Annotated in this window: 18 protein-coding genes; 5 read left to right on the forward strand and 13 right to left on the reverse strand. The window is 71.5% G+C overall.

Going from position 1 to position 24,336, the window contains the following annotated elements:
• The 3 genes from JOD54_RS28400 to JOD54_RS28410 are packed head-to-tail and all read left to right on the forward strand — an operon-like array spanning position 1 to position 3,508.
• Positions 1 to 1,242 (forward strand): methylaspartate mutase, encoded by a 1,242-nt coding sequence (locus tag JOD54_RS28400; protein WP_307860355.1) that lies wholly within the window; start codon positions 1 to 3, stop codon positions 1,240 to 1,242.
• Entirely contained in the window at positions 1,239 to 2,219 is a 981-nt protein-coding gene (locus JOD54_RS28405; protein WP_204455022.1) for an asparagine synthetase A, read from the forward strand. Before JOD54_RS28400 ends, JOD54_RS28405 begins: the two co-directional genes overlap by 4 nt.
• Positions 2,216 to 3,508: a glutamate synthase-related protein gene (locus JOD54_RS28410; protein ID WP_307860356.1), complete on the forward strand. Its 1,293-nt coding sequence runs from the start codon at positions 2,216 to 2,218 to the stop codon at positions 3,506 to 3,508. Before JOD54_RS28405 ends, JOD54_RS28410 begins: the two co-directional genes overlap by 4 nt.
• Here the strand turns inward: JOD54_RS28410 and JOD54_RS28415 are convergent.
• The gene (locus tag JOD54_RS28415; protein ID WP_204455024.1) at positions 3,462 to 3,680 is read right to left on the reverse strand and encodes an MbtH family protein; all 219 of its coding nucleotides are present in this window, start codon (positions 3,678 to 3,680) and stop codon (positions 3,462 to 3,464) included. The genes JOD54_RS28410 and JOD54_RS28415 overlap by 47 nt on opposite strands.
• Before the next feature lie 38 nt (positions 3,681 to 3,718).
• Here JOD54_RS28415 and JOD54_RS28420 point away from each other — a divergent pair, with 38 nt between their 5' ends.
• Positions 3,719 to 5,185, forward strand: a complete 1,467-nt coding sequence (locus tag JOD54_RS28420) for a condensation domain-containing protein (RefSeq protein ID WP_204455025.1) — start codon at positions 3,719 to 3,721, stop codon at positions 5,183 to 5,185.
• Here the strand turns inward: JOD54_RS28420 and JOD54_RS28425 are convergent.
• From JOD54_RS28425 to JOD54_RS28435, 3 genes are read right to left on the reverse strand one after another with little or no spacing between them, the layout of a single operon-like run.
• On the reverse strand, positions 5,157 to 5,978 hold the full coding sequence (locus JOD54_RS28425; RefSeq protein ID WP_204455026.1) for a diaminopimelate epimerase: 822 nt from the start codon (positions 5,976 to 5,978) through the stop codon (positions 5,157 to 5,159). The two genes, JOD54_RS28420 and JOD54_RS28425, sit on opposite strands and share 29 nt — an antisense overlap.
• A complete protein-coding gene (locus JOD54_RS28430) occupies positions 5,975 to 9,133 on the reverse strand; it encodes a non-ribosomal peptide synthetase (protein ID WP_204455027.1) in 3,159 nt (1,052 codons plus the stop codon). Before JOD54_RS28430 ends, JOD54_RS28425 begins: the two co-directional genes overlap by 4 nt.
• 23 nt (positions 9,134 to 9,156) lie before the next feature.
• Positions 9,157 to 9,402, reverse strand: coding sequence for a phosphopantetheine-binding protein (locus tag JOD54_RS28435; RefSeq protein ID WP_204455028.1), 246 nt, complete (start codon positions 9,400 to 9,402; stop codon positions 9,157 to 9,159).
• Between the two features lie 255 nt (positions 9,403 to 9,657).
• Between JOD54_RS28435 and JOD54_RS28440 the strand changes: the two genes are divergently transcribed.
• Positions 9,658 to 10,788, forward strand: coding sequence for an ATP-grasp domain-containing protein (locus tag JOD54_RS28440; RefSeq protein ID WP_204455029.1), 1,131 nt, complete (start codon positions 9,658 to 9,660; stop codon positions 10,786 to 10,788).
• Here the strand turns inward: JOD54_RS28440 and JOD54_RS28445 are convergent.
• The 9 genes from JOD54_RS28445 to JOD54_RS28485 all read right to left on the reverse strand — a co-directional run bounded on the left by JOD54_RS28445 (position 10,742) and on the right by JOD54_RS28485 (position 24,324).
• Positions 10,742 to 11,512, reverse strand: a complete 771-nt coding sequence (locus JOD54_RS28445) for a pyrroline-5-carboxylate reductase family protein (protein WP_204455030.1) — start codon at positions 11,510 to 11,512, stop codon at positions 10,742 to 10,744. The genes JOD54_RS28440 and JOD54_RS28445 overlap by 47 nt on opposite strands.
• The gene (locus tag JOD54_RS28450; RefSeq protein ID WP_204455031.1) at positions 11,491 to 14,652 is read right to left on the reverse strand and encodes a non-ribosomal peptide synthetase; all 3,162 of its coding nucleotides are present in this window, start codon (positions 14,650 to 14,652) and stop codon (positions 11,491 to 11,493) included. Before JOD54_RS28450 ends, JOD54_RS28445 begins: the two co-directional genes overlap by 22 nt.
• Before the next feature lie 2 nt (positions 14,653 to 14,654).
• A complete protein-coding gene (locus JOD54_RS28455) occupies positions 14,655 to 16,055 on the reverse strand; it encodes a DUF6002 family protein (RefSeq protein WP_204455032.1) in 1,401 nt (466 codons plus the stop codon).
• Positions 16,056 to 16,077: 22 nt separating this feature from the next.
• Positions 16,078 to 19,230, reverse strand: a complete 3,153-nt coding sequence (locus JOD54_RS28460; protein ID WP_204455033.1) for a non-ribosomal peptide synthetase — start codon at positions 19,228 to 19,230, stop codon at positions 16,078 to 16,080.
• Positions 19,172 to 19,381, reverse strand: coding sequence for a hypothetical protein (locus JOD54_RS28465; RefSeq protein ID WP_204455034.1), 210 nt, complete (start codon positions 19,379 to 19,381; stop codon positions 19,172 to 19,174). The genes JOD54_RS28460 and JOD54_RS28465 overlap by 59 nt, the downstream gene beginning before the upstream one ends.
• Before the next feature lie 24 nt (positions 19,382 to 19,405).
• Complete coding sequence (locus JOD54_RS28470) at positions 19,406 to 20,392, reverse strand: SGNH/GDSL hydrolase family protein (RefSeq protein ID WP_204455035.1); 987 nt, start codon at positions 20,390 to 20,392, stop codon at positions 19,406 to 19,408.
• A gap of 4 nt (positions 20,393 to 20,396) precedes the next feature.
• Complete coding sequence (locus tag JOD54_RS28475; protein WP_204455036.1) at positions 20,397 to 22,163, reverse strand: non-ribosomal peptide synthetase; 1,767 nt, start codon at positions 22,161 to 22,163, stop codon at positions 20,397 to 20,399.
• A 31-nt stretch (positions 22,164 to 22,194) separates the two neighbouring features.
• On the reverse strand, positions 22,195 to 23,394 hold the full coding sequence (locus JOD54_RS28480) for a cytochrome P450 (RefSeq protein ID WP_204455037.1): 1,200 nt from the start codon (positions 23,392 to 23,394) through the stop codon (positions 22,195 to 22,197).
• Between the two features lie 81 nt (positions 23,395 to 23,475).
• Positions 23,476 to 24,324 (reverse strand): thioesterase II family protein, encoded by an 849-nt coding sequence (locus JOD54_RS28485; RefSeq protein WP_204455038.1) that lies wholly within the window; start codon positions 24,322 to 24,324, stop codon positions 23,476 to 23,478.
• Between the last annotated feature and the right edge of the window lie 12 nt (positions 24,325 to 24,336).

Below are 24,336 nucleotides of genomic sequence, written 5' to 3' on the forward strand. Positions count from 1 at the left end.
GTGCCCGCCACCGGCTCGTTCGACGAGTTCGTGGCCAGGGCGCGGGCCGCGGGCGCGCTCGTGGTGCAGCCGAGGATGGGGATGGCCGACCCGGTCGCGATGCGCCGGGGGCTGGCGCGCACGAAGGGCGCGGCGGCGACCGCCGTCGGCACCATCACTCTGGACAGCTACACGAGGCTCGGTGAGCACGCGAGGGCGTCGGCCGCGCTCACCGACGGGGTTGCGCTCAACGGTTACCCGATCACCTCCCACAGCAGCGAGGTCACCATGGCCGTGCTCTCCGGTGTCGAGGACGAGGGTTTCCCGGTGCAGGTCAGGCACGGTTCGGCGGACCCGAGGGCCATCGTCGAAGCCCTGGTGGCCGCCGGGTTGCGTGCGACCGAAGGTGGGCCGGTCTCCTACTGCCTGCCCTACGGGCGCACACCGCTGCGCACATCGGTGGCCAATTGGGCCGCGGCGTGCGACTCGCTGCTGAACGCGCGAGACCCGCACGTCGAGACCTTCGGCGGGTGCTTGCTCGGGCAACTGTGCCCGCCGAGCTTGCTCGTTGCCGTCAGCCTGCTCGAGGCGGTGTTCCTCGCCCAGCACGGCATTCGCGGCATCTCGCTGAGCTACGCCCAGCAGACCAACGCCGACCAAGACGCGGCGGCGATTCGCGCCCTGCGCGCACTCGCGTCGGAATTGCTCCCAGGGGTCGATTGGCACGTGGTGCTGTACGCGTACATGGGGGTGTACCCGCGTACCGCGGTGGGCGCGGACCGCCTGCTCGCCGATGCCGCCCGGCTCGCGGTTCGCACGGGCACCGAGCGGCTCATCGTGAAGACGGCGGCCGAGGCGCACCGCATCCCGACGGTCGAGGAGAACGTGGCCGCCTTGGAGCGGGCCGCCGAGGTCGCAGCACGCTCCACAGCCGAACCGGAACCCGACGACGACGGCGTGCACGCCGAAGCACGCGCGATCACCTACGCCGTGCTCGCCTTGGACAGCTCGCTCGACCGAGCACTCCCGCTCGCCTTCGAGCGGGGCTACCTGGACGTCCCGTTCTGCGTCCACCCCGACAACGTCGGGCGAGCACGTGGGTTCATCGACGCCACCGGCAGGCTCCGCTGGTCCGACCCCGGTGCGCTACCGATCCGCCCACCCCGACCACTTCGCCGGGAGTCCGGGCTCACCGCCGACTCACTCATGACCGCGCTGACCTACGTGCAGCGGAAGTACGACGGGGAGGGAAATCGACCATGAACCCGCTACCGCCTCCAGCAGCCGAACACCTGTCCTCGCCGGTTACCCGGGCCGCGCTGCGAGTGGCCCACCGGGCCATGGCCGCGGCCCGCGCTCTGCTCGACGGCGAAGGGTTCACCGAACTGCCGCTTCCGGTGATCGGCCCGGTCACCGATCCGGGTGCTCGCGGCGCCAAGCAGGTGGACGTCGACTACTACGGCCACCGCTACAAGCTGATGACCAGCGGGATCCTCTACAAGCAGGCCGCGCTCCTCGGCTTCGACCGGCTCTACTCGATCGCCGCGAACGTGCGGGCCGAGCCACCGGAAACCGCCGCCACCAACCGACACCTGGTCGAGTTCCACCAGATCGACGTGGAGATCGCCCAGGGCGACCGCGACACCGCGTGTGGGATCGTGGAGCGGCTGCTGACCCACGTGGTGCAGCACGTCGTGGAAACCGCCGCGGACGAACTGGCTGAACTCGGACGCGAAGTCTCGGTCCTGGAGAAGTGGGTGCGCGGCCCGATGGACGCGATCACCCATCGCGAGGCGGTCGACCGGCTGCGGGCACTGGGATACCAGCAGAACTCGGGCACCGAGATCGAGTGGGCCGGTGAACGCCTGCTGTCCGACGCCGCGTCCCGCCCCTTCTTCATCGTCGACTACCCCAAGGGCTCCCGCGGCTTCTACGACCGGGAGAGCGCGACAGCACCCGGCTCGCTGCGCAACTTCGACCTGATCGCCCCGGGTGGCTTCGGGGAGTTGGTGAGCGGCAGCGAACGGGAGTCCGACTACGGGCGGATCATCGCCCGAATGCGCGAAACCGGGGAGAACCCGGCGAAGTACGGGTGGTACCTGGACGTGCTCCGCGGTGGGGTACCCGTCAGCGCCGGGTTCGGGATGGGGTTGCAGCGGCTGGTGCGGGCGTTGACCGGGCTCGGCGCCGTCTGGCAGGTCACGGCATTCCCGAAGCTGCCCGGGGTGGCAGCGCCGTGAGCGACGGGGTGCTGGCACGAGGATTCCCGGCTGCGGCGATCCGCGCACGGGCGAGACTCGGCGCCCAAGCCGCCTTTCCACCCGACTCGTCCTATGGCCGCGAGGTGTTCGGGGGCGCACAGGTCGACAGCGCGGACGTCATCGAGTCGGCCCGGTTGGTGCCGCCCGTGTTCATGCCGCAGCGGCTGGCCAGGCTGGTCGAGCTCGGCGCGGAACCGACGTTCGAGGACGTCGAGTTGGCCACCGAGATCGGGGGGTTCCGCTCGGCGCTGCCGGTCTACCTGTCGGCGTTCGGGTCCACGGAGTTGGGTAGCGCGGGGTTGGGCACGGCAGCCGGGGTGCAGGCGGCCAGACTCGGGATCCCGATGGTCATCGGGGAGAACGTGGTGCCGATGAACGGCCGCGGCGGCGGACACGCGGCTCTGCTCGAGCGCATCCAGTCCTACGCGGCCGCTGTGCCCCCGGGTACAGGTGGGGTGGTGGTGCAGCAGAGCACCGAGGATGCCGATGCCGAGGTGTGGAACCTGGTCTACAGCGATCCCACCGTGGAGCCGCTGCTGGCGACCGGGCGACTGGGGTTCGAGCTGAAGGTGGGGCAGGGCGCGAAGCCGGGGTTGGGCGGTATGACCTTGCTGCCCGCAGTGGTCGCCGAACGGGTCCGCGACCGGTTCGGTGTGCGCGACGTCTCGGCGGGCGGCGAGCCGGTGCTGGTGCGCTCGAGCACGCCGGGGACCTTCATCGAGGAGATCCTGCGGCAGCAGGTTCGGTTGATGCGCAACAACTTCCCCCGGGCCAGGACGTGGGTGAAGCTGCCGCCCGCGCGGGATGTCGCCGTGGCGGCGCGGACCGCTTGGGCGGCGGGGGCCGACGCGGTGACGGTGGACGGCGCGGAAGGCGGCACGGGCTGGGCACCCACCGCCTTCCTCAACCACGTGGGTCTGCCGCTGGGGGAATGCCTGTTGCGGATTGGCGGGACCGCGGACTGCCTGCTGGCCAGCGGTGGCGTCTGGGAGGGGAGTCGGGTGGTCAAGTGCCTGGCGCTGGGTGCCCGTGCGGTCGGCTTGGGGCGGGCCGCACTGCTGGCGGTGGCTGAGGACCGCGAGCACGGGTTGGTCCGGTTGGCCGAGGCGCTGGCCCTGGAGACCAGGATGTTGATCAGCGCGCTCGGCAAGTACACCACCGGGGCACCGGACCGGGCCGACCTGTGGTTCCCCGCCGACGTGTCCCGCCGGCGGGACGCCCTCAGGCCGTGCGCTCAGCCACCGACCGGCGGACGCTCAGCGGAGTGATGTCGGTCCAGACCTGTTCGATGTGCGACAGGCAGTCCGCTTTGCTGCCCGCCACGCCCACATCGCGCCAGCCAGCCGGGTTGTCCCACTGAGCAGGCCAAATCGAGTATTGCTCCTCATCGTTGATGACAACCTTGCAGGTTTGAGTGGTGTTATCGTCATCGAGAAACATAAACCAATCGTCTCACACTCGACGGGAGACCGAAAGGTATGGCGAACCCCCTGTCCTCCGACGCGGCGGAATTGCTGAAACTTCGACTGTCTGGGAAAGCCGCGAATACAGAATCGCCGGTTCAGCGCGGCACCCGACCGCGACTGTCGTTCGCGCAGGAACGGCTCTGGTTCATCGGCAGACTGATGCCGGAGGTCACCGCCTACAACGTCCCGGTGGCCTACCGGTTGCGCGGCGACCTCGACACCACCGCGCTGGAGCGCTCGCTGGAGTGGGTCGTCGCGCGGCACGAGGCGCTGCGGACGAGGTACACCGAGGACGAAAGCGGTCCCTACCAAGTGATCGACCCACCGGGGTCCTTCCACGTGGGCATCCTCGACGTGTCTGAACTCGACGATCCGCCCGCCCACGCCCGCGAGGTGGTCGCCCAGGACGCGAACACACCCTTCGACCTGGCCCGGGGTCCGGTCTTCCGCGCCAGGTTGCTCTCGCTGTCGGCTGACGACCACGTGCTCGCGATCGTCGTTCACCACACCGTGTTCGACCGGCAGTCCCTCGACATCCTGACGAACGAATTGGCAGCGTGCTATTCGGCGTTCACCTCCGGCGAAGAGCCCGATCTGCCTGCCCTGCCGACGCAGTTCCCCGATTTTGGCGAATGGCAAAGGCGGCGACTGGCCGGCACCGTGGTGGAAGGGCACCTCGACTATTGGCGAGAACGGCTCGATGGCGCACCGTTCGCGGTGGAGTTGCCTTCTGATTTCGACCGGCCGCCGCTGCCGTCGTTCCGGGCGGGGACCATCGACGTCCGGGTGCCGCCCGAGGTGGCCAGGGGGCTGCGGGAGCTCGCGGGCGAGCAGGACGCGACGTTGTTCATGGTGGCCCTCGCCTCGTACCAGGTGGTGGTCGCCCGGCACGCCGCGACGGAGGACGTCGTGGTCGGGTGCCCGGTCAACGGTAGGTCCCGCCCCGAGTTCGAGGGGCTGATCGGGTTCTTCGCCAACTCGGTCCCGATCCGGTCGAGGATCGGGACCGACCCGCTGTTCCGGGCCTTGGTCGACGACGTCAAAGCCGCGATGCTGCAGGCCTACGCGCACCACGACCTGCCGTTCGCCCGACTGGTGGACGGGCTGGCCATCCCGCGCGACGTGGGTCGCAACCCGGTCTTCCAGCTGTGGTTCGACCTGATCACCGTCCGCTCGACGAAGGACGACGGGATCATCGGCCTCGACGGGGTCGCGGCGGAGCTGTTCGAGACCGATCGCGCCTTCACCCGCTTCGACGCGGAGATCTACCTCACCGAGTCACCCGGGGGCGAGGTGACCGGGCGGTTGTACTACGCCACCGACCTGTTCGAGCACGCCACGATGGCCCGTTTCATCGAGCACTACGTGACCTTCCTCGGCGAGGTGGCGCGCGATCCCGACCGAACGCTCTCGCGGATTCCCACGCTGGGTGTCGCCGAGCGGGAGCAGCTCACCGGAGGCTGGGGAGCGGCCAGCTGAACTCGCCCGCGTAGACGACCGCGCCCGGCCCGCTGACCCGACTCGGGACGGCGCCGCCGGGGCACCGCACCCGCAACCGCGTTCCGTCGGGGGTGCACACCGCCCCGGCGGCGCGGTCCAGCCTGCCGAGGTACCCGGCCACGGCAACGGCGGTGACGGCGTCCTCGCTGCGGGTGGGCACCGGCCCGGCCTGTTCGAAGGTGCGCACCAGCACCGTGTCGGCGTCGAGGGGTTGGGCCAGCGTGAACCGGGCCAGGCCGACACCGCGCACCCGGTCCGGGACAGCGGCGAGGTCGTCGACGTAGGCCACCAGGTGCTCGGTACCGACCCGCAACCCGTAGAAGTCGAGCGGGCCGGGCACCCCCTCGACCGCAGTCCGGCTCGGCCCGGTGGGAACGTCCTGGTGGTGAACCAGGACGTCCACGGCGTCGTCGGTCACCTCGACGTCGTACCGGTATCGGGACAAGCCGATCCGCATGTGCCGCACACCGTACTCGTGGTGGATCGCCCGCGCGGCGCAGCGGATCGCGCTGTCGCCGAGCCGGTCCCGACCGCCTTGCGCGTCGTAGGCGGAGATCCGGAAGTCGCGGCCGCGGTGTCCGGTGATCACCAGTAGTCCGCTCGCGCCGATGCCGCGCGTCGCCGAACACACCGCCGGGGCGACCCGGCCCCACCGGACGCCGGGGCGCAGTCCCCTGGCCACCACGAAGTCCCGACCGGAGTCGTAGACCTTGGTGAACGGCACCGTCACTCGCACGTCCGAAGTGGACGCCGTGCCCGCGGCGGGGTTCATCGCCGCGGTCCCGTCTCCCCGAGCCGGGCCAGCGGGTCCAGACCCCGTTCGCCCGCGGCGACCGACCGCACGGCCTCGGTGAGGCCGTCGACGAGCCGGTGGGCCAGGGTGTCCGGAACCGACCGGTCGAAACGGACGGTGACCACCGCCCGCCCGCCCGGCGCATCGATGATGACCTCGACCAGCACCCGCCTGGTCGTCTTGTCGGCGTACCAAACCCCGTCAACGGCGCGGACCGCCGCCAGGTCGTCCGCCTCGGCCATGACGTGGAAGTGGGTGAAGTTGAACGACACGTCGAACGGTGGGCGACCCAGCGCCCGCTCGATCTCCGACAACGGGTAGAACCGGTGCGGTACGAGGGCCTGCTCGGCGGCGTGGCAGGCGCGAGCCAGTTCGCCCCAGCCGTCGACCACGGTCGGCACGCGCAACGGGACGGTGTTGAGGAACAGCCCGACGAGCCGATCGGCGCCGTGGCCGTCGGGCCTGCCGTTGACGACTACTCCGGTGACCACGTCCTCAACGCGGTCGGCGCACCGGGCCAACGCCCACACGTGGCAGGCCAGCACCACGCTCTTCAACGAGACCCCGGCGGCGGCGGCCGCGTCGCGCAGGCGGGTCAGCTCGGCGGCCTCGATGGCGAAATCGACTGACCGGTCGGTCATCACCACCTTGGGCCAACTCCCCGGATCGAACAGGACCGGCGGTACGTCCGCCTGCTCCCGCCAGAACGCCGCCGCCGTGGCCGACTCCAGTGCGGCCCGCTCCGCCGCGACGAACTCCTGCGGCTGCGCCGTGGGCACCGGCAGCCGCACCGGTCGCCCGGTCAACGCCCGGTCGTAGCAGCCGAGCAGGTCGACCATGAGCCGGGCGAGGCTCCACCCATCGACGAGGGCGTGGTGCACGGCGAGGGTCAGGTGGAACGGTCCGTCCGGCTCGGTGAGCACGTGGCAGTTCCACATCGGTGCGCGGTCGTAGGCGATCGCCGCGCCCAGTTCGCGATCCCGCCACCGCTGGATCGGCCCGCTGGGGTCCTCGCCCGCGCCTGCCGACTCGACCAGCAACACCGGTTCGACGCCCGCCTCGACCAGTTGCAGCGGTTGGGAGAAACCCCCCAGGTCGAACCGGCTGCGCAGCACCTGGTGCTGGGCGGTGACCTCGGCCAGCGCGCGCTCCATCGCCGACGCGTCGAAGGCCGCGTGCACGCGAACCCCCATGAGGTCGTGGTAGAGCGACGGGTCGTCCGACAGCTCGCACAGGTAGATCATGCCCTGCTGCAGGTTCGACGCGGGGTAGGCGTCGGCCAGGTCGAGTTCGGTCAACGCGGACCGGTCGGCCCGCGTGACCAGGGCGAACGGCTCGATGCGCGCGGCAGCCGGTGACCCGGTCGTGGTGGCGAGCCCGATCAGGTCGCGCAGCGTCGGGCGGGTCAGCAGGTCTTCCACCCGGATCGAGACCCCGAGCTCGCGGGCGTCGGCGACCACCCCCAGCGCGATGATCGAGTCGCCGCCGAGGGCGAAGAAGCTGCGGTCGCGGTCGATCTCGGCCAGCCCGAGCCTGCGCCGCCAGACCCGGGTGAGGACGCGCTCGACAAGGGTGCCCTGGGTACCGCTGCCCCCGACCTCGGCGTGCACCGGGTCGGCAGGCGGTCGCGCCGGACGCGGCAGGGCGGACTCGTCGAGCTTGCCGTTGATGGTCCTGGGGATGGCCGGAATCGCCTGGTACACGGCAGGAACCAGGTAGTCGGGCAGCACGGCGGCCAACCGTTGCCTGATCAGCTCACCGCCATCCCAGTCCTGGTCGCCCTGGACCACGTAGGCGACCAGGCGCGGCCCGCTGGGGCCGTCCTGGACGATCACCGCCGCGTCCAGCACGCCTGCCCGGGTGCGCAGCGCGTGCTCGATCTCACCCGGCTCGACGCGGAACCCGCGCACCTTGACCTGCCTGTCGCCACGGCCCAGGTAGCGCAGGTCGCCGCCGCAGTACGCGGCCCGGTCACCACTGCGGTAGACCCGAGAACCCGGCGGCCCCCACGGGTCGGGCAGGAACCGCAGCGCGGTGAGCCCCGGCTGGTTCAGGTACCCCCACGCCACTCCAGCGCCCCCGACGACGAGTTCGCCCGCCGCGCCGTCGGCGACCGGCTCCAGGTCGGCGGTGACCGGGTGGGCTCGCAGGTCCGAGAGCGGTCGACCGATCGGGCTGCCCTCCACCGCGGCCTCGACATCGGCCCGGCGCACGTGGTGGTGGGTCACGTGCACGGTGGTTTCCGTGATGCCGTACATGTTCACCAGCCTTGGTGCGGCCTCGCCGTAGGCGTCGAACCACGGGGCCAGCGGCCGCACGTCGAGCGCCTCGCCGCCGAACACGACCAACCTGCACGGCAGCGGTGGGTACCGCAGGGCGGCCAGCTCCGCGTGCAGGGAGCGGAACGCCGTCGGCGTCTGGCTCACCACGGTGACCCCTTGGTCCAGGATCAACCCGGCGAACCGCGCGGGCGATCGGCTCACCGCGTGCGGCACGACCACGAGGCGACCGCCGTGCAGCAGCGCGCCCCAGATCTCCCACACCGAGAAGTCGAACGCGGGCGAGTGGAACAGCGTCCACACGTCCTGTTCGGACGCCCCGAGCCCGGCGGCGGCGAAAAGCCGCACCACGCTGCTGTGGTCGACCATGACGCCCTTGGGCGCGCCGGTCGACCCGGACGTGTAGATCACGTGCGCCAGGTCGCCGGGACGCACCTCGGGCAGCGCGACCGGCGCGGGGGGGTCGGCGACCAGCACCTCGTCGAGGTCGACCACGGGGCAGGTCACCGCCAGGTCGCGGGCGCCGACGTCGTCGGCGAGCACGACCGCGCAACCGCTGTCGGCGAACACCAGGTCAGCACGCGCCGCGACGGTGCGGACGTCGACGGGCACGTAGCCCGCGCCCGCTCGCAACACCCCGAGCACCGCCACGACCAAGGCGGTGGAGCGATCGACTCGGACGCCGACCCTCGCCCCGGGACGCACACCGCGAGCCACCAACCACCGCGCGACCCCGGTGGCCAACCGGTCGAGCTCGGCGTAGGTGAGACTGCGGGAGCCCGCCGTCACCGCCACCCGGTCCGGGTGCCGACGCACCTGCTCGGCGAAAACGGCGCACAACGTCGCGGGCTCCATCTGGTTCCTCCCCATCGGGTTGGCTACTTCACCTGGGTCGCCGGGAGCAGCCTGCGCACCGCGTCGGCGAACCCGGCCACGGTCGGCTGGTCGAACAACTCCCGCACGGAGACCCGGACGCCGAACTGGGCGCGGGTTCGAGCCACGATCCGCATCGCCGCCAGCGAATGGCCGCCGAGATCGGCGAAAGAGTCGGCGAAACCGATACGGTCGAGCTTGAGCGCGTCTTCCCAGATCGCGCGGATGCTATTGCTGAGATCGTCTTCCATGTTCCACCTTACTGTGTCAGCTACCGTGTCCCGCCGGCGAGACGAGAGGTCCGAATGACGAGCACGCGATTGGCCATCGTATTCGACGCACGCAGTGCCGCCACCCCAACAGAAATCTGCACAGGACTCGCGGGGTTGGCTCGCCCGCTGTTCGTGGTACCGTCCGCCGGCCCTGTTCGAGAATTGCGCGGCCTCCTCGAACAACTCGGCGATGTTGTCGAGATCTCCGATTCTTCCGCCGCCACCGCACGGGAGGTGAGGCCATTCTTCCCCGATGGCATCCTGACATTCAATGAAACGCTTCTGCCGTTCACCGCCGCGCTGGCCGAAGAACTGGATCTGCCGTTCCACAGCCGGGAAACCACCTCGCTCGCGGTGGACAAGTTCCGCCAGCGCGAGCGGCTGCGCGCCGCGGGCGTCGACGCGGTGCGCAGCGCCGTGATCACCGGGCCCGGGGACGTTCCCGCCGCGCTCGAGCGGGTCGGCGCGCCCGCCATCGTCAAACCCGCGAGCGGCGGAGGGAGCAGGGACGTGCACCTGGTGCACAGCGTGGCGGAGGCGGTCGAGCTGGTCGGGCGACTGCCAGCGAGCCCGGCGGAACCGTTCGTCGTCGAGGAATACCTGGTGGGCCGCGACCTGGCTCCGTTCGGCGACTACCTCTCGGTGGAGACCGCGGTGTCCTACGGCCACGCCTCGCACATCGCGATCACCGGAAAGGGTCCGCTGGTGCCGCCGTTCCGCGAAACGGCGCAGTTCTGGCCCGCCCTGCTCGACCCGGACGAGCAGACCGAGGTGCTGCGGCTGACAACCGACATCGTCGCGGCGCTCGGGGTGCGGACAGGCATGGTGCACACGGAGTTCAAGCGGACCGCCACCGGTCCGCGCCTGATCGAGTTCAACGGCCGCATGGGCGGGTTCATGCAGGACATGAGCGCGCACACCGGCGGCCCGGACCTCATCGCCACCGCGGCCCGCATCGCGCTGGGCGAGCGGGTCTCACTCCCCCTGCTCGACACCGATCGCGTCGCCTTCCAGGCCTGGAACCTCGCCCCGATCGCACCGAGCAGGCTGGAGCGGGTGGACGGCGCCGCCGAGGTCCGCGGGCAGTCGGACGTGGTGTCCTACCACACCTACGTCCGACCCGGGACAGACCTCGGCGGCGGCGTCATGGTTCACCGGCTCGACCTGCTCAGCGGGGTGTCGGCACACCACGAGCGCATGTTCACGGCGATGGACGAGGCGCTCAGCGCGTTGTCCTTCACGTTCGCCTTCGCGCACGGCCGGTCAACGGTGACCGGCCGACAACTGGTGGACATGCCGGAGAACCGGATGGCGCCGCTCACGCGCGGCGGCGCATCCACTCCCCGACCTCCTCAGCCGCGCTGAGCACTGCGGCCCGCAGGCCCGCCTTCTCCAGGACCGCCAAGCCGCTGGCGGTCACGCCCCCCGGGGATGTGACCGCCCGGCGCAGCGCAACCGGGTCGTCGTCGAACCGTTCCAGCAGCGCTGCGGTGCCCGCCATGGCGCGGATGGCAAGCGTGGTCGCGCGAGCGCGGTCGAGACCGTGCCGGACAGCGGAGTCGATCTGCGCCTCCAGCCACAGCGACAGGTACGCCGGGCCCACGCCGGACACCATCGACGCCACCGGGAACAGCCGCTCCTCGAGGTGGATGAGCGTGCCCAACTCGGCGAAGCGGCCGATCACCTCCTCGACGATGTCGTCGGGTGCGGGCTGGACCGGCGGTGTGCTGAGCATGCCCTGCCGGACTTCGACCGGGAGGTTGAAGTTGACCCGCAGCACCGGCGTGTTGGGGTAGGCCGCGCGCATCGCGCTGATGGTCACCCCGGCAAGTGCCGAGACAACGGCTCGGGCGTGCCCGTCGATCTCCGCGGCGACCTCGTCCAACTGCTCGGGTTTGTGGCACAGGACCACGAACGCCGCCCGCTCGGCCAACTCCCGGTTGCTGCCGGGCACCTCGCCGCCGACCTCGGCGACCAACCGCCTGGCGCGCCCGGAGCCCGCATCGGTGCTCAGCACCGGTTCACCCCAGCCGCGGGCCAGGGCGCGGGCCGAGTTGCCCGCGCCGATCAGACCGATGCGTCCCGCCATCGCTTGTTCCCTTCCTCGTGGGCCACCACGGCGGCGACCTCGCGGACCGTCTGGTTCTCGAACAGCGCGCGCGGCGCCACGCGGGCGCCGAACCGCTCGAGCAGGGCGTGGCAGACCCGGGGCACCAGCAGCGAGTGGCCACCCAGTTCGAAGAAGTTGTCGTCGGGGCCGATGCGCGGGGTACCCAGCAGGTGCCGCCAGATGTCGGCGACCGCCGCCTGGGCCCGAGTGAGCGGGCCACCAGCCGCTCCCGCCTCGTCCGGCGCGGGCAGCCGCGAGCGGTCGACCTTGCCCCGGCTGGTCATCGGCAACTCCGGCAACAGCATCACGTGCGCGGGCTGCAGGGCCGATGGGAGCGTGGCCCGCAGGTGTGCCCGGATCGCGGCCGCCCCGGTCCCGCCGCCCGGTGGTACCTCGTCGGCCGGTACGACGTAGGCCGCCAAGCGCACGTCGTCGTCTCGATCGACCGGGACGACCAGCGCCGCTCGCGGTGTGGGGTGGAACGCCATCAGTGCCGCCTCGACCTCGGCCGGTTCGATGCGGTGCCCGCGCACCTTCACCTGGTGGTCGGCCCGGCCGAGGAACTCCAGCGCACCGTCCTGCCCGCGCCGGGCCAGGTCGCCGGAGCGGTACAGCCGCGCGCCCGGCGCGTCGGCGAACGGGTCGGGCAGGAAGCGCCGCGCGGTGGCCGCGGGTCGGCCGAGGTAGCCCCAGGACACCCCCGCGCCGCCGACGAAGATCTCGCCGACCGCCCCGACCGGCACCGGCCGCATCGCGTGGTCGAGCAGGTAGACCCGGACGTTGGACAACGGGGCCCCGACCGGCGGGTGCTCCGGCCAACCGGTGACGTCTCCGGTCAACCGGGCGGCGGTGACCAAGTGGGTCTCGGTGAGCCCGTAGCCGTTGGTCAGCGACAACCCGGGCAGCTGCTCCAACCACTTCTTGGTGGTGGCGGTCAGGCGCAGCCGGTCGCCGCCGGTCGTGATCTCGCGCAGCGGTGGCTGCTCGTCGAGCGGCACCGCCGAAAGCGCGAGGACGTCGAGCACCATCGGCGGGCAGAACAGCATCCGGCGCACCCCGGCCGAGCGCAGCAGCGTGAGCAACTCGTCCGGGTCAGTGCGCTGCACGTCGTCGACCAGCACCGCGGTCTCGCCCGCGACAAGGGTGCCGAACAGCTCCTTGAACGAGGGGTCGAAGCTGAGCGCGGCGAACTGCCAGGTCGGTCCTGGAGCGGCCGACCAGCGGACCTGCCAGGCGATCAAGTTGAGCAGCGGCCGGTGCGGCATCGCGACGCCCTTGGGCGCGCCGGTCGAGCCGGAGGTGTAGACCACGTACGCGAGGTCGTTCTCGGTCGCGTGTGGACCTGGGTTGTGCGCGGGCGCGGCAGCCAGCTCGTCGGCGATGTCCTCGACGACAACTGTTCTCGGTCGCTCAGCGGGTAGCCGGTTGAGCACGTTCGACTTGGTGAGCACCAGGTTCGCGCCCGCGTCGCCCAGGTAGTACGCGATCCGGGCGGCGGGCTGGCCCGGGTCGACGGGCAGGTACGCCGCGCCCGCCTTGAAGACCGCCAGCACGGCGACCACCATGTCCGCCTCGCGCGGCAGGCACAGCGCGACGAGCGATCCGACCCCGATGCCCTGACCGCGCAGGTGGTGCGCGAGCCGGTTGGCGCGGGCGTTGAGCTCGGCGTAGCTGAAGGACCGCTGGCCCGCCACGAGCGCGGTGGCCCCGGGGGTGCGCGCGACCTGGTCCTCGAACCAGGCGGCGACGGTGGGGTGCGGTGGCAGCGGTGCGTCCGTGCGGTTGGCCGCGTGGATCTGCTCGTCCCACTCGCCCGCGAAGAAGATCTGCACCGAGCTCAGCGGCCGACCTGGGTGCTCGGCCGCGGCGAACAGGAAGTTCAGGTAGTGGTCGGCGAAGCGGGTGATGGTGGCGCGGTCGAACAGATCGGTCGCGTAGCCGAAGGTGCCGGACACCGCGCCGGATGGCAGGAGTTCCCAACGCAGCGCCAGGTCCACCAACTGCCGGTCGGTGCCGAGCGCGAACCGGGTGGCCTCCACCCCGGCCAGGCGCAGCGGGTCGACCTCGTCGCACAACTCGAACCACGCCTGGAACACGGGGTGCTTGCTCAGGTCCCGCGGGGCGCGCAGGTGCGCGACGACCTGGTCGAACGGGACGGCCGCCGCGGCGGCGGCGGCGACCTCGGCGCGGACCGCTTCGACCAGGCGGTGCAGCGGCGGGTCACCGGTGATCTCGGTGCGGATGGCCACCGGGTTGTCCAGCGGGCCGATCGCCCGCTGGCCGCCCAGCAGCGGGCGGTCACCAGCGGGAACCCCCACGACCACGTCCGTCGTCGCGCAGTACCGGGCCAGCAGCGCCTGGTAGCACGCCAACCCGACCTCGAACAGGGACGCGCCCTGCCCGCGGGCGAGCCCGTCGAGCCGGGCGACGACCTCGGGGGCGATCTCGAACCCGACCTCGCCCGCACGCAACCCGCGCGTGGGCGAGCGGGGTCGGTCGAAGGGGAGCGCGAGGTGGTCCGGGGAACCGTCGAGCCGGTCGCGCCAGTACGCCAGCGCGGCGGGATCGGGTTCGGCCGCCTCCCCCGCCGCGATGTCGGCGAACCGCAGAACCTTCCCGGCGGGCTCCCGGCCTGCCGCGTACTCGGCATAGCTCTGGGACAGCTCGCGGTGCAGGGCCGCCCGGGACCCGGTGTCCCACGCGATGTGGTGGACGACCACCGCCAACAGGTCCCTGCGGTCGTCCACGCGCACCAACAGCGCACGCAGGACCGGGCCACCGAGCGCGGGGGTGACCTGTCGCTCGGCGAAGTCGACCACCAGCGCCCTGGCCCGCGCGACGGGGTCCGGATCAGCGCGCAGGTCCACCACGACGAGCCGGAACGACCCGGCGGGTTCGACGGACCTGGTGGGTTCGCCGTCCTCGACCACGACCCAGGTGCGCAGAACATCGTGGCGGTCCACGACGTCGCGGAGCGCGCGTTCGAGCACCTGGGCGTCCACCTCGGCCGGGATGTCGTAGCACAGCGCCGACGCGTGCGCGGCGGGGTCGGCGACCACCTGCTGCACCGCCCACGCCCGCAGTTGGCCGCGGGTCAGCGGCTCCTGGGCCACGGCCATCGTCAGCTGCCCGCGACGTCGTGCAGCACCTGGGCGAGGTCGTCAGCGCCACCCACGGCGGTCTCGGCGCCCAGCGGCAACGACGGTAGGGACTGCTCGGAGTAGGAGCCCGTACCGTGCACGACGATCTCCGCGTCCGGTGGCAGCAGGTCGCGCTCGATGGCGTTGAACACCCCGGTCAGCACCATGACCAGCGACCACTCGTGCAGGTCAGCGGGGTCCGCAGGGATGTCGACGGCCAGCGGGGTGACCAGGTCCCGGATCCGCTGGTAGTGCCGCAAGCACTCCAGTTTGGACACCACGACGCCACCGCCGCCCCGGCTGTGGATGATCCGGTCGGTCGTCGGGATGGTCGGCGGGTTCGAGGTGTAGAAGGTGGTGTCCAGCACCTCCCGCGGGTCGACGGTGACCGCGGGGAACAGCGGGTCGCCGTCCTGGGTCCACACCCCGTGCGCCTGGTCGTACCGGTACTCGGGCGCCAGCGCGGCATCCGTGCCGCCCCGCGCCTGGCTGAGGATCATTTCCGGTGTCGCCAGGTGCTGGACCAGGAAGAACCCCGGGCGAAGCGCCAACGGCGCCACACCGGGCACACCGCCCGCCTCCAGGGTGTCCAGGCCCGCTTCGTACCCGAGCAGGCCCCACGCGCCGGAGACCGCGTGCGCGTGCACCCGGGGCCGCCCGCTACCGCCGGGCAGGAACTCGGCCTCCACGAACGCGCGCGCCGAGTCGGCGATCCGGTAGTTGTCCAGCCCGAGGGTGTACCACAGCTGCCACCCCCGCGCGGCGAGGTCCGCACCGTGCCGGGTGGCCACCTCCCTGGCCAGGTCCTTGACCCCGACCGGCACGTCGACGTCGGCGAGGGTCACCGGGTTGAGCCGAGCCAGCGCCGGGTCCGCCGACAGCGCTCCGGAGCGGAGCTTGCCCCTGGACTGGGCCGGGGTGACCGTGACGACCCGCAACTGGTCGCGGTCGACCAGGCCCGCCGCGATGGCCCTGCCGACCGCGTCGCGCAGCGCGGTGCCCTTGTTGCCCGAGGTCGGGGTGAGCAGCATGATCCGCTCGCCGGTGCGCCGGACGTGCGCGGCGGCGCGCAGCACGATGCCGAGCGAACCGAACGTCTTGGTAGTGCGGGTGCGCGGGTTGCGCATCAGGTTCAGCAGGACGAGCTGCCTGCCGCCGTGGTCACCCAGGTCGTGCAGCGACACCTCCGAGGCGGACAGGAACTCGACCAGGTCGTCGTCGAGCGCAGGCAGCTCCATGGCGCCGAGGACGTCGCCGAAGCCGAGGTCCGTGCCGTCGGTGTGGAGCAGGCGCGCGCCCGCGGTCAGGCCCGCGTAGTACCGGGTGAGCACGTTGGGGACGAGCTGGTCGACCTTGCCCGCCCAGGTGTGCGATAGCGTCATGAGACTGGGTTCCCCTCGCGATTCAACTCGTCGGTCCGTTGTCGGCATGTCGGGCCGAGGTCAGCGCCCCGGCGATCTCGTTGGGGCTCATGGCGGAGATCTCGGCGATGACGCGATCTCGAACCCAGCCCGCCATCCTGGCCGCGGTGCGGTGCTCGAAGACCTCGCGCAGCGTCGCGTCGACCGCGAACGTCGAGCTCAGCCGGTTCGCCAGGCGCAACGCCGTGATCGAGTGGCCGCCGCGGCCGAAGAAGTCGTCGTCGACGCCGATCCCCGGAATCTCCAGCACCTCCGCGAGCAGACCGGCGACGGCGTGCTCCAGGTCGTCGCCGGGGGCGCGCGAGCGCGGCGGCTCGGGCGCGGGCAACCGAGTCCGGTCGAGCTTGCCGTTGCTGGTCAGCGGCAGCGCGGCGAGCATGACGAACTCCGAGGGCACGAAGTACTCCGGCAACGCGGCACGCACGTGTGCGCGCAGGTCCGCGGCCGTCGGCTCCTGCGCGTGCGCGACGACGTAGGCGGTCAGCACCCGCCGGGCGACCGGCTCAACGACCACCTGGGCCACCGCCGGGTGGCGCAGCAGCACGGCCTCCACCTCGGCGGGCTCGATCCGGTACCCGCTGATCTTGACCTGCCGGTCCACCCGCCCGACGAAGGCGAGCGTCCCGTCGGGACGCCGGTAGACGAGGTCGCCGGAGCGGTACAGCCGGGCGCCCGGCTCCGCGGCGAACGGGTCGGGCAGGAACCGGTCCGCCGTCGACCGGGGGTTGCGGTGGTAGCCGCGGGCGACACCGGGCCCGCCGATCACCAACTCCCCCACGACGCCGCGGGGAACCAGGCGCAGCCACCGGTCGACCACGTAGCAGCGTGCTCCCGCGATGGGCAGGCCGATCGAGTTGTCTGTCCACGGTGGACCGATCGGACCGGTCGCGGTCACCACGACGCTCGTCTCCGTCGGGCCGTAGAAGTTGACGACCGGCACACCGGGGTCGTCGGTCGGACGGGGCCGGAACGCGTCGCCGCCGGTGAACAGGGACCGCAGCGATCCGCTCGCGCCGAGTGGTTCGCGGATCAGCGCCTCGCCCAGCGGGGTCGGGACGAACGCCGTCGTGATCTCCCGCTCGGCGAACAACCGGACCAGGCGGGGCGGGTCACGCAGCACCTCGGCGTCGACCACGTCCAGTCGGGCGCCCGCGAGCAGCGTCGGCCACACGTCCCAGGCGGTCGCGTCAAAGGCGTGCGACGCGATCTGGGCGACGCGGTCGCCCGGCGCGATCTCGAACCGGTGTTGGTGCCAGCGGACCACGTTGGCCACCATCCGGTGGGTGACCACGACGCCCTTCGGCGTGCCGGTCGACCCCGAGGTGTAGACGACGTAGAGGGCGTCGTCGAGCGCGGGGCGCGCGAACTCGGCGTGGTCAGCGGCTGGTACCGCGGCGACGTCGACTCGGATCGCTCCCCCCGGCGAGAGTTCCCGGTGGGTGACCGCGGCCACCGCGCCGCTGTCGCGCAGCACCTCCGCCAACCGTGCGTCCGGGGCCGTCGGCTCCACCGGCAGGTAGGCGGCACCCGCCAACGCCGCGGCCAGCATGGCCACGATGGCGGACCGGTCGCGGGGCAGGCAGACCACGACCACGTGCTCCGGCCCCGCCCCGTGCTCGCGCAACACCCGTGCCAGACGCCGGGCCTCGGCCAGCAGTTCGCCGTAGGTCAGCTGACCGCGCGAGTCCGTGAGCGCCAGGGCGGCAGGCGTGTGCTCGGCCTGCTGGGTGAACCACTCCCCCATGGTGCGGCCGGTGTCCGGGCCCTCGGTCCGCGGTGCCACGGCCGCGGCCAGTTCGCGGTCCCACTGGGCGGCAGGCAGCACGCGCGCGGTGGACAGCGGCCTTGTCGGATCGGCGGCGACGGCGGCGAGCAACTCCTGGTAGCAGTCGACGAACCGTTCCATCGTGGACCGGTCGAACAACTCCGTCGCGTAGACGAGCTTGCCGATCAGCGAACCGCCCCGGTGGACCACGTGCAGTTCGACGTCGAAGTGGGTGCTGGTCTCGCGGTGGTCGCGCAACCTGCACCGCACCCCGGGGAGAACCAACCTGGTTCGCTCACCGGCGGGCTCGTCGGCGAAGTCGAACCAGTTCTGGAACAGCGGGGTGTGGGTGGTGTCCCGCGCGGGCGCCACCGCCGCGACGACCTGGTCGAACGGCGTCTCCTGGTACTCGATGGCGTCCAGCAGGTCGCCGCGGACCCGCTCGAGCAGGTCGGTGAACCGCGGATCGCCGGACAGGTCCGCGCGCAGGACACCGGTGTTGACGAACAACCCGATGGTGTTCTCGGCGTCGACGTCGACGCGGCCGGAGAACGGGAAGCCGGTGGCGATGTCGGTGCTGCCGCTGTAGCAGCCCAACAGGTACTGGTAGGCGGCGAGGGTGACGGCGAACAAGGTGGTCCGGCTGTCACGGGCGATCGAGCGGAGCCCGTCGGCGACCTCGTCGGTCACGGTGAACGCCACCTCATCGCCGGCCAGGGTCCGGACCTTCGGGCGGGGCCGGTCAGTGGGGAACTCCAGCACCGGCGGTACACCGGTCAGCCGGTCGCGCCAGTGGGCCAGGCCCTCGGCGCCGGATCGACCCCACTCGTCGTGTTGCCGGACGGCGAACTCGGCGTACCGCGGCGCGGGCGGTGCGAGCGGTGTCCGCCCGGCGGCGAAAGCCCGGTAGGCGTACGACAGGTCGTCTTCGAAGACGCGGCGGGACAACCCGTCGAAGACGACGTGGTGCACGTCGAACTGCAGGATGCTCCGGTCGGTGCCGAACTTGATCAGGGTGGCACGCACCAGCGGACCAGCCGACAGGTCGAACCCGCGCTCGGCGTACTCGGTCGCGATCGCCGCCGCCCGCCCCTCGGGGTCGGCGGCGCCACGCACGTCGAGAACCCCGACCACGAGGCGGTCAACCGGGTCGATGACGATCTCCGGATCGCCGTCGACCACCGCGATGTGCGAGCGGAGGACCTCGTGGCGGTCGGCGACGTGTGCGAACGCCCGCCACAGCGCGGTCTCGTCGACCGACCCGGTGAGGTCGTAGGACAGCGCCATGGTGTATACGGCGCGGGCCGAGCTGTCAGCGACCTGGTCCAGCAGCCACAGTCGTCGTTGCGCGAACGAGAGGGGCACCGCCATCCGATTCTCCCAACCAGGTCCAGTAGGTGTCCGCCCGGCGGTCCGGGCGGCGGTGCAACGGGTCCGACAGCAGCCTGCCGACCACGCCGATCGGGGTGACCACGACGAAGTAGACGAACGCGAGCAGCACCCAGCGCGCCAGGTCCTTCACCCTGCCTCCAGCCAGTCGAAACGGTCAGGACAGTCCGATGTGCTCTGCCAGCAGATCGGCGAACACGGCGTACCCGTTGTCGGTGAGGTGCGCCCGGTCGACGAAGAGCCAGTCGTCGCGGCCCACAGCGGCGGCCAGCACCGGGTTCATGTCGAGGAAGCCCACGCCGACCCGCGCGCAGCCGACCCTCAGCAGGTCCGCGTACGCCCGACCGACCTCGACCGGGATGAGGTCGCTGTACTGCTGCCCGAAGCTGTAGACCTGGTCCAGTTCGGTGAACAGCACCCGTTCCTGGGGAGCGGGCGCCTCCCTGACCCAGGGCGCGAACGGTTGCAGGACGAAGGACAACCTGGCGCCGAGCCCGTCGGCGAGCAGCCGCCAGGTCCGCAGGTGCCGGATGGTCAGATCGGCGGCCTCACCAAGCCTGGTTTGCAGATCCCGCGGGGGTTCGGTGCTCTTGCCCGCCCCGCGCTTGCGCTTGCCGAGCTCGTTGAGCTTCTCGAAGTACTGCGCGCAGAGGAAGAAGGCCCCGTGGTCACCGCGCATGGACTCCGGCTGACGGGCCAGCACGAGGTTGTTCAACCCGGACACGAGGACGATCTCGTCGACTGCGGGCAGCAGGTGGTGGTAGAGCGTGAACAGCAGCAACTCCTGGACGGAGTTGTGGCTGCGGCCGCCGAAGGCCACCCACGGCGCGGTGCCCCGGCTCCGCGACCACAGCCTCGACGCGGGAGCCGCCGCGTCGGAGGTGGCCCCCACGCCGAAGGCCACCGAGTTCCCGGCGAGGACCCGGACCGGACCGTCGCCGGGCAGGTCGGCGGGCGACGCGGTCCGATCACCGCGACGGGAGTACCGGAACCCGACCCGATCGGTGGTGACCACATCAGACCGGTGGTCGGCTGGCTGGAAGTACATCAGGTACGGCAACCAGCGCAGGTCACCGTCGATGTAGAGCTTCTCGGTGTACTCCGCCATCTGCGGCGTCAACCGCGCGCGTTGGGACAGGGCCACGGCGCTAGACCTGCTTGGCCAGGTGTTCGCGGGCGGTGCCCGCCAACCCCTCGACGGTCGGGCGCTGGAACAGCGACAGCAACGGCAGGTCGACGCCGAGCCGCCCGCGCAACTGGAAGATCACCCGCGTGACCAGCAGCGAGTGCCCGCCCAACCGGAAGAAGTTGTGCCGCACCCCCACTTCGGCCAGCCCCAGTGCCTCACCCCACACCGCCGCGATGGTGGCCTCGACCTCGTCCCGCGGCGCCACGAACGCCGGTTCGGCCACCGTCGGAGCCGGGAGCCGCTTGCGGTCCAGCTTGCCGTTGCCGTTCAACGGCAAGGTGTCCAGAACCACGAACGAGTCGGGGATCATGTACGCGGGCAACCGGTCGGCGAGGTAGTCGCGCAACCGCTCGACCGACGGCGGTTGCCCGCTCGGCACCACGTAGCCGACCAGCACCGCGTCCGCCGAACCATCCACATCGGACACGGCGACCACCGCTGCGCTATCCACCTCGTCGTCGAGGGTCAGCACCGCCTCGACCTCACCCGGCTCGATGCGGTAGCCGCGGATCTTGACTTGGAAGTCGGCCCTGCCGAGGAACTCCAGCTCGCCGTCGGCCCGCCACCGGCCGAGGTCGCCGGTGCGGTACATCCGCGCGCCCGGCTCGGCGGCGAACGGGTCGGGCAGGAACGCCGCCGCCGTGACCGCGCCTCGCCCGACGTACCCCCAGGCGACCGGCGGTCCGCCGACCACGATCTCACCGATGGCGTTCGCAGGCGCGGGTTGTAGGTGCGCGTCCAGGACGTACACCCGGGCACCGGGGGTTGGCCTGCCGATCGGCGGGCTGTCGAGCCACTGCTCGCTGGGGGCGGTGAACGTCGCCGCGGTCACCACGTCGGTCTCGGCGGGGCCGTACTGGTCGTCGAGCCGCGCTCCGGGGAGCCGGGCGAACATCCGCCGGATCTCCGGGGTGATCGCCAACCGGTCGCCGGTCGAGATGACCTCGCGCAGGCTCGCCACGTCGTCCGGGTGCGCGTCGGCGTGCTTGGCCAGCCGCTTGAGCGCGACAACGGGCAGGTGGGCCTTGGAGACCCCGTGTTCGCGGATGACCGAGGCCACCTCGGCGATGTCGTGGCGCTGCGCCTCGGTGGTCAGCACCAGCCGACCACCGGTCCACAGCGCCGACAACAGCTCCATCATCGCGACGTCGGCGGTGACCGGGAAGTAGTGCAGGGCCACCGGGCGCTGCGCGTACTGCTCGCGACTCCAGTCCAGCAGGGTGACCTGTGGACCGTGCTGCATGGCGATGCCCTTTGGCCGCCCGGTCGAGCCAGAGGTGTAGATGACGTACAGCAGGTCGTCGGTGCCCGCCCGCCCCGGCGGCGCGTACGAGGGGAACCGGGCCACCTCGTCGGCGCTCACCCGCACAGCGGGAACGCCGAGGTCATCACCCGCCCCCGCGTCGGTGATGACCGCGACGGCCCCGGCGTCGTTGAGGACCTCCCGCCGTCGCACCAGCGGGAACCCCGGTTCGAGGGGCAAGTACCCCGCGCCGCTCTTGAGCACCGCGAGTACCGCCACCGCCAGGTCGACACCGCGCGAAACGCAGATGCCCACCACACTGGAGCGACCCGCGCCGCGCTCGCGCAACGCCCACGCCGCGCGGTTGGCCCGCTGGTCGAGCTCGCGGTAGGTCAGCGCGACGCCCGCCGAGACCACCGCGATGTCGTCAGGAGCCTTGGCCACCCACTCGTCGAACCCCTCCAGCACGTTCCGCTGTGTCACGGCGCGACCGTCCTCCCTGTCGTCGATTGGCTCAGGCATCGAAGGCGATCCGCAGCTCGAGTGGTCCGCGCAGCATCGGGCCGTACCCCCAGGCGATCTCCTCGACCGGTGTGCTCATCCGGATCCCGCGCAACCTGCGGAACAGGATGTCCAGCGCTATCTCGCCCTCCAGCCGGGCGAGGTGCACACCGAGGCACAGGTGCGCGCCGTAGCCGAAGGCCAGGTTGAGCCCGACCGGGCGGTCGGCGTGGAACTCGTCGGCGTTGTCGAAGGCGGCCAGGTCCCGGTTCGCCGCACCGAGCGAGATCAGCACGGCGTCGCCCTTGGCGACCTGGACACCGCCGATCTCCATGTCCGCCAAGGCGTACCGGTACACCGATGCCTGTACCGGCGGGTCGTAGCGCAGCATCTCGTGCACCGCGTCCTTCCAGCGCACGGCACCCGAGGTCAACCGGGCGAGCTGGTCGGGGTGCTGCAGCAGGCGCAGCACCGAGCTGCCTAGGAACTGGACCGTGCTGATGTGCCCCGCGCCCAGCAGGGAGAGCATCATGCTGCGCAGCTCGCGCACATCGGTGAGCTCGCCCGCGTCGAGGTTGCGCAGCAGTGACGTCGTCACGTCGTCCCCGGGGTTGGCCCGCTTGTAGGCGACCAGCCGATCGACGTACTCGATCAGCTCCAGGTACGCGTCCTGATCGAACGGCCTGTCCAGACCGGCGCGGACGAACAGGTCCAGGCAGTGCGCCGGGTCGTCGCGCTGGCTGTCGGGGACGCCCAGCACCTCGTGGATGACCGCGACCGGTACCGGCAGACCGTACTCGGCGATCACGTCGGCCTCGCCCCGCTCGGCGAACCGGTCGATCGCGGCGTGGCACACGCTCTCCACCATGGACCGCGCCCGCTCGGCGGCACCGGGGCTGAACATCGACGACACCATCCGGCGCAGCTTGGTGTGGTCGGGGCGGTCCAGGCGCAGCAGACCGCGGGCGATGTGGTCATCGCCGTCGTCGACGACCTCGTGGTCACCACCGTTGCGGTCGTCGTTGCTCAACCGGACGTCGGCCAGGCACTGCTTGGCCAACTCGAAGGAGGCGACGAACCAGGTCGGTCGGGTCGCGTTCGGGCTGACCAGCGGACTGACCGGCGCTTGGTCGCGCAGCCAGGCGTAGTTCGGGTACGGATCGGGATCACCCTGACGCGCGGGCGCCGAGGTCGCACCATTCCCGGAAGCCAATTCATCTCTCCCCTCAACCGTGCCGCACTGCGGGCGTGGCGGTGTACCGGCTTCTTGCCGATCACCACAATGGCGGAATTCTCACCGCGCGCCGGGGACCGATGTCCCGCTGGCGGGACGCACCACTAGCGACCCTTTGTCGCCTATTACCTTATCGGCCTTGCCCGCCAATTCGGCGAGAATGACCTCAGCCATTGGAGCGCCTTGCTCGTAGAGGTAGAAATGACCGCCCGGCAACAGGCACAGGCGAAACCCCCGCTCGGCCCACTGGCGCCACATACGGAGCTTGTCGATCGGCACGCTGTCGTCCTCGGTGCCGCCGAAGGCGAGCACGGGCAGTGGCAGACCGTGGAACGACGGCCGGTACGTGCCCGCCATCCGCATGTCGTCGCGCAGGGCGCGCAGCACGTAAGCGCGCAGTTCGGGGTGCTCGAGCAACTCAGCGGCAGTCCCGCCGAGCCGGGTCAGGCCGCCGACGAGCGCGTCGTCGTCGAGTCGGGCACCGTCGTGGTCACGCGCGCTGACCTCGCCGGCGCGGAAGTCCCCCGTCCTCGCCGAGATGACGAGCAGCTCCGGCTGGGGTGTCGAGTCGGCGCGGGCGGCCAACCAAGCCACCAACTCCGCGGCCAGGGCGGCACCCAAGCTGTGCCCGAACAACCCGTATGGCCGCCGCAGCCTGGGCAGCAGCGCGGTGCCGAGCGCGGCCACCAACGTCGCCGCGTCCTCGGCGGGCGACAGGTGCCCCAGGTCTTCCCGGCCGGGCAGCTGCACCGGCTGCAGGTCGATCGCGGGCCGCCACTGCGCGGCGAGCCTCCGGTAGGCCGAGGCACCGCCTCCCGCGTGCGGCAGGCAGAAAAGCGTGATCTCAGCCGATTCGCAGCGGCTCCCCCATAAGGGCAGCACCGAATCGGCGTCCAACGAATACGACATCACCACACCCCC

Source organism: Actinokineospora baliensis (genome assembly GCF_016907695.1).
Taxonomy (GTDB): Bacteria; Actinomycetota; Actinomycetes; order Mycobacteriales; family Pseudonocardiaceae; genus Actinokineospora; species Actinokineospora baliensis.

Bases quoted from the DNA above. Each gene is read 5' to 3' on its own strand.
- JOD54_RS28405 (WP_204455022.1), top strand. From the start codon at position 1,239: ATGAACCCGCTACCGCCTCCAGCAGCCGAACACCTGTCCTCGCCGGTT.
- JOD54_RS28415 (WP_204455024.1), bottom strand. From the start codon at position 3,680: ATGTTTCTCGATGACGATAACACCACTCAAACCTGCAAGGTTGTCATC.
- JOD54_RS28420 (WP_204455025.1), top strand. From the start codon at position 3,719: ATGGCGAACCCCCTGTCCTCCGACGCGGCGGAATTGCTGAAACTTCGA.
- JOD54_RS28425 (WP_204455026.1), bottom strand. From the start codon at position 5,978: ATGAACCCCGCCGCGGGCACGGCGTCCACTTCGGACGTGCGAGTGACG.
- JOD54_RS28430 (WP_204455027.1), bottom strand. From the start codon at position 9,133: ATGGAGCCCGCGACGTTGTGCGCCGTTTTCGCCGAGCAGGTGCGTCGG.
- JOD54_RS28435 (WP_204455028.1), bottom strand. From the start codon at position 9,402: ATGGAAGACGATCTCAGCAATAGCATCCGCGCGATCTGGGAAGACGCG.
- JOD54_RS28445 (WP_204455030.1), bottom strand. From the start codon at position 11,512: ATGGCGGGACGCATCGGTCTGATCGGCGCGGGCAACTCGGCCCGCGCC.
- JOD54_RS28450 (WP_204455031.1), bottom strand. From the start codon at position 14,652: ATGGCCGTGGCCCAGGAGCCGCTGACCCGCGGCCAACTGCGGGCGTGG.
- JOD54_RS28455 (WP_204455032.1), bottom strand. From the start codon at position 16,055: ATGACGCTATCGCACACCTGGGCGGGCAAGGTCGACCAGCTCGTCCCC.
- JOD54_RS28460 (WP_204455033.1), bottom strand. From the start codon at position 19,230: ATGGCGGTGCCCCTCTCGTTCGCGCAACGACGACTGTGGCTGCTGGAC.
- JOD54_RS28485 (WP_204455038.1), bottom strand. From the start codon at position 24,324: ATGTCGTATTCGTTGGACGCCGATTCGGTGCTGCCCTTATGGGGGAGC.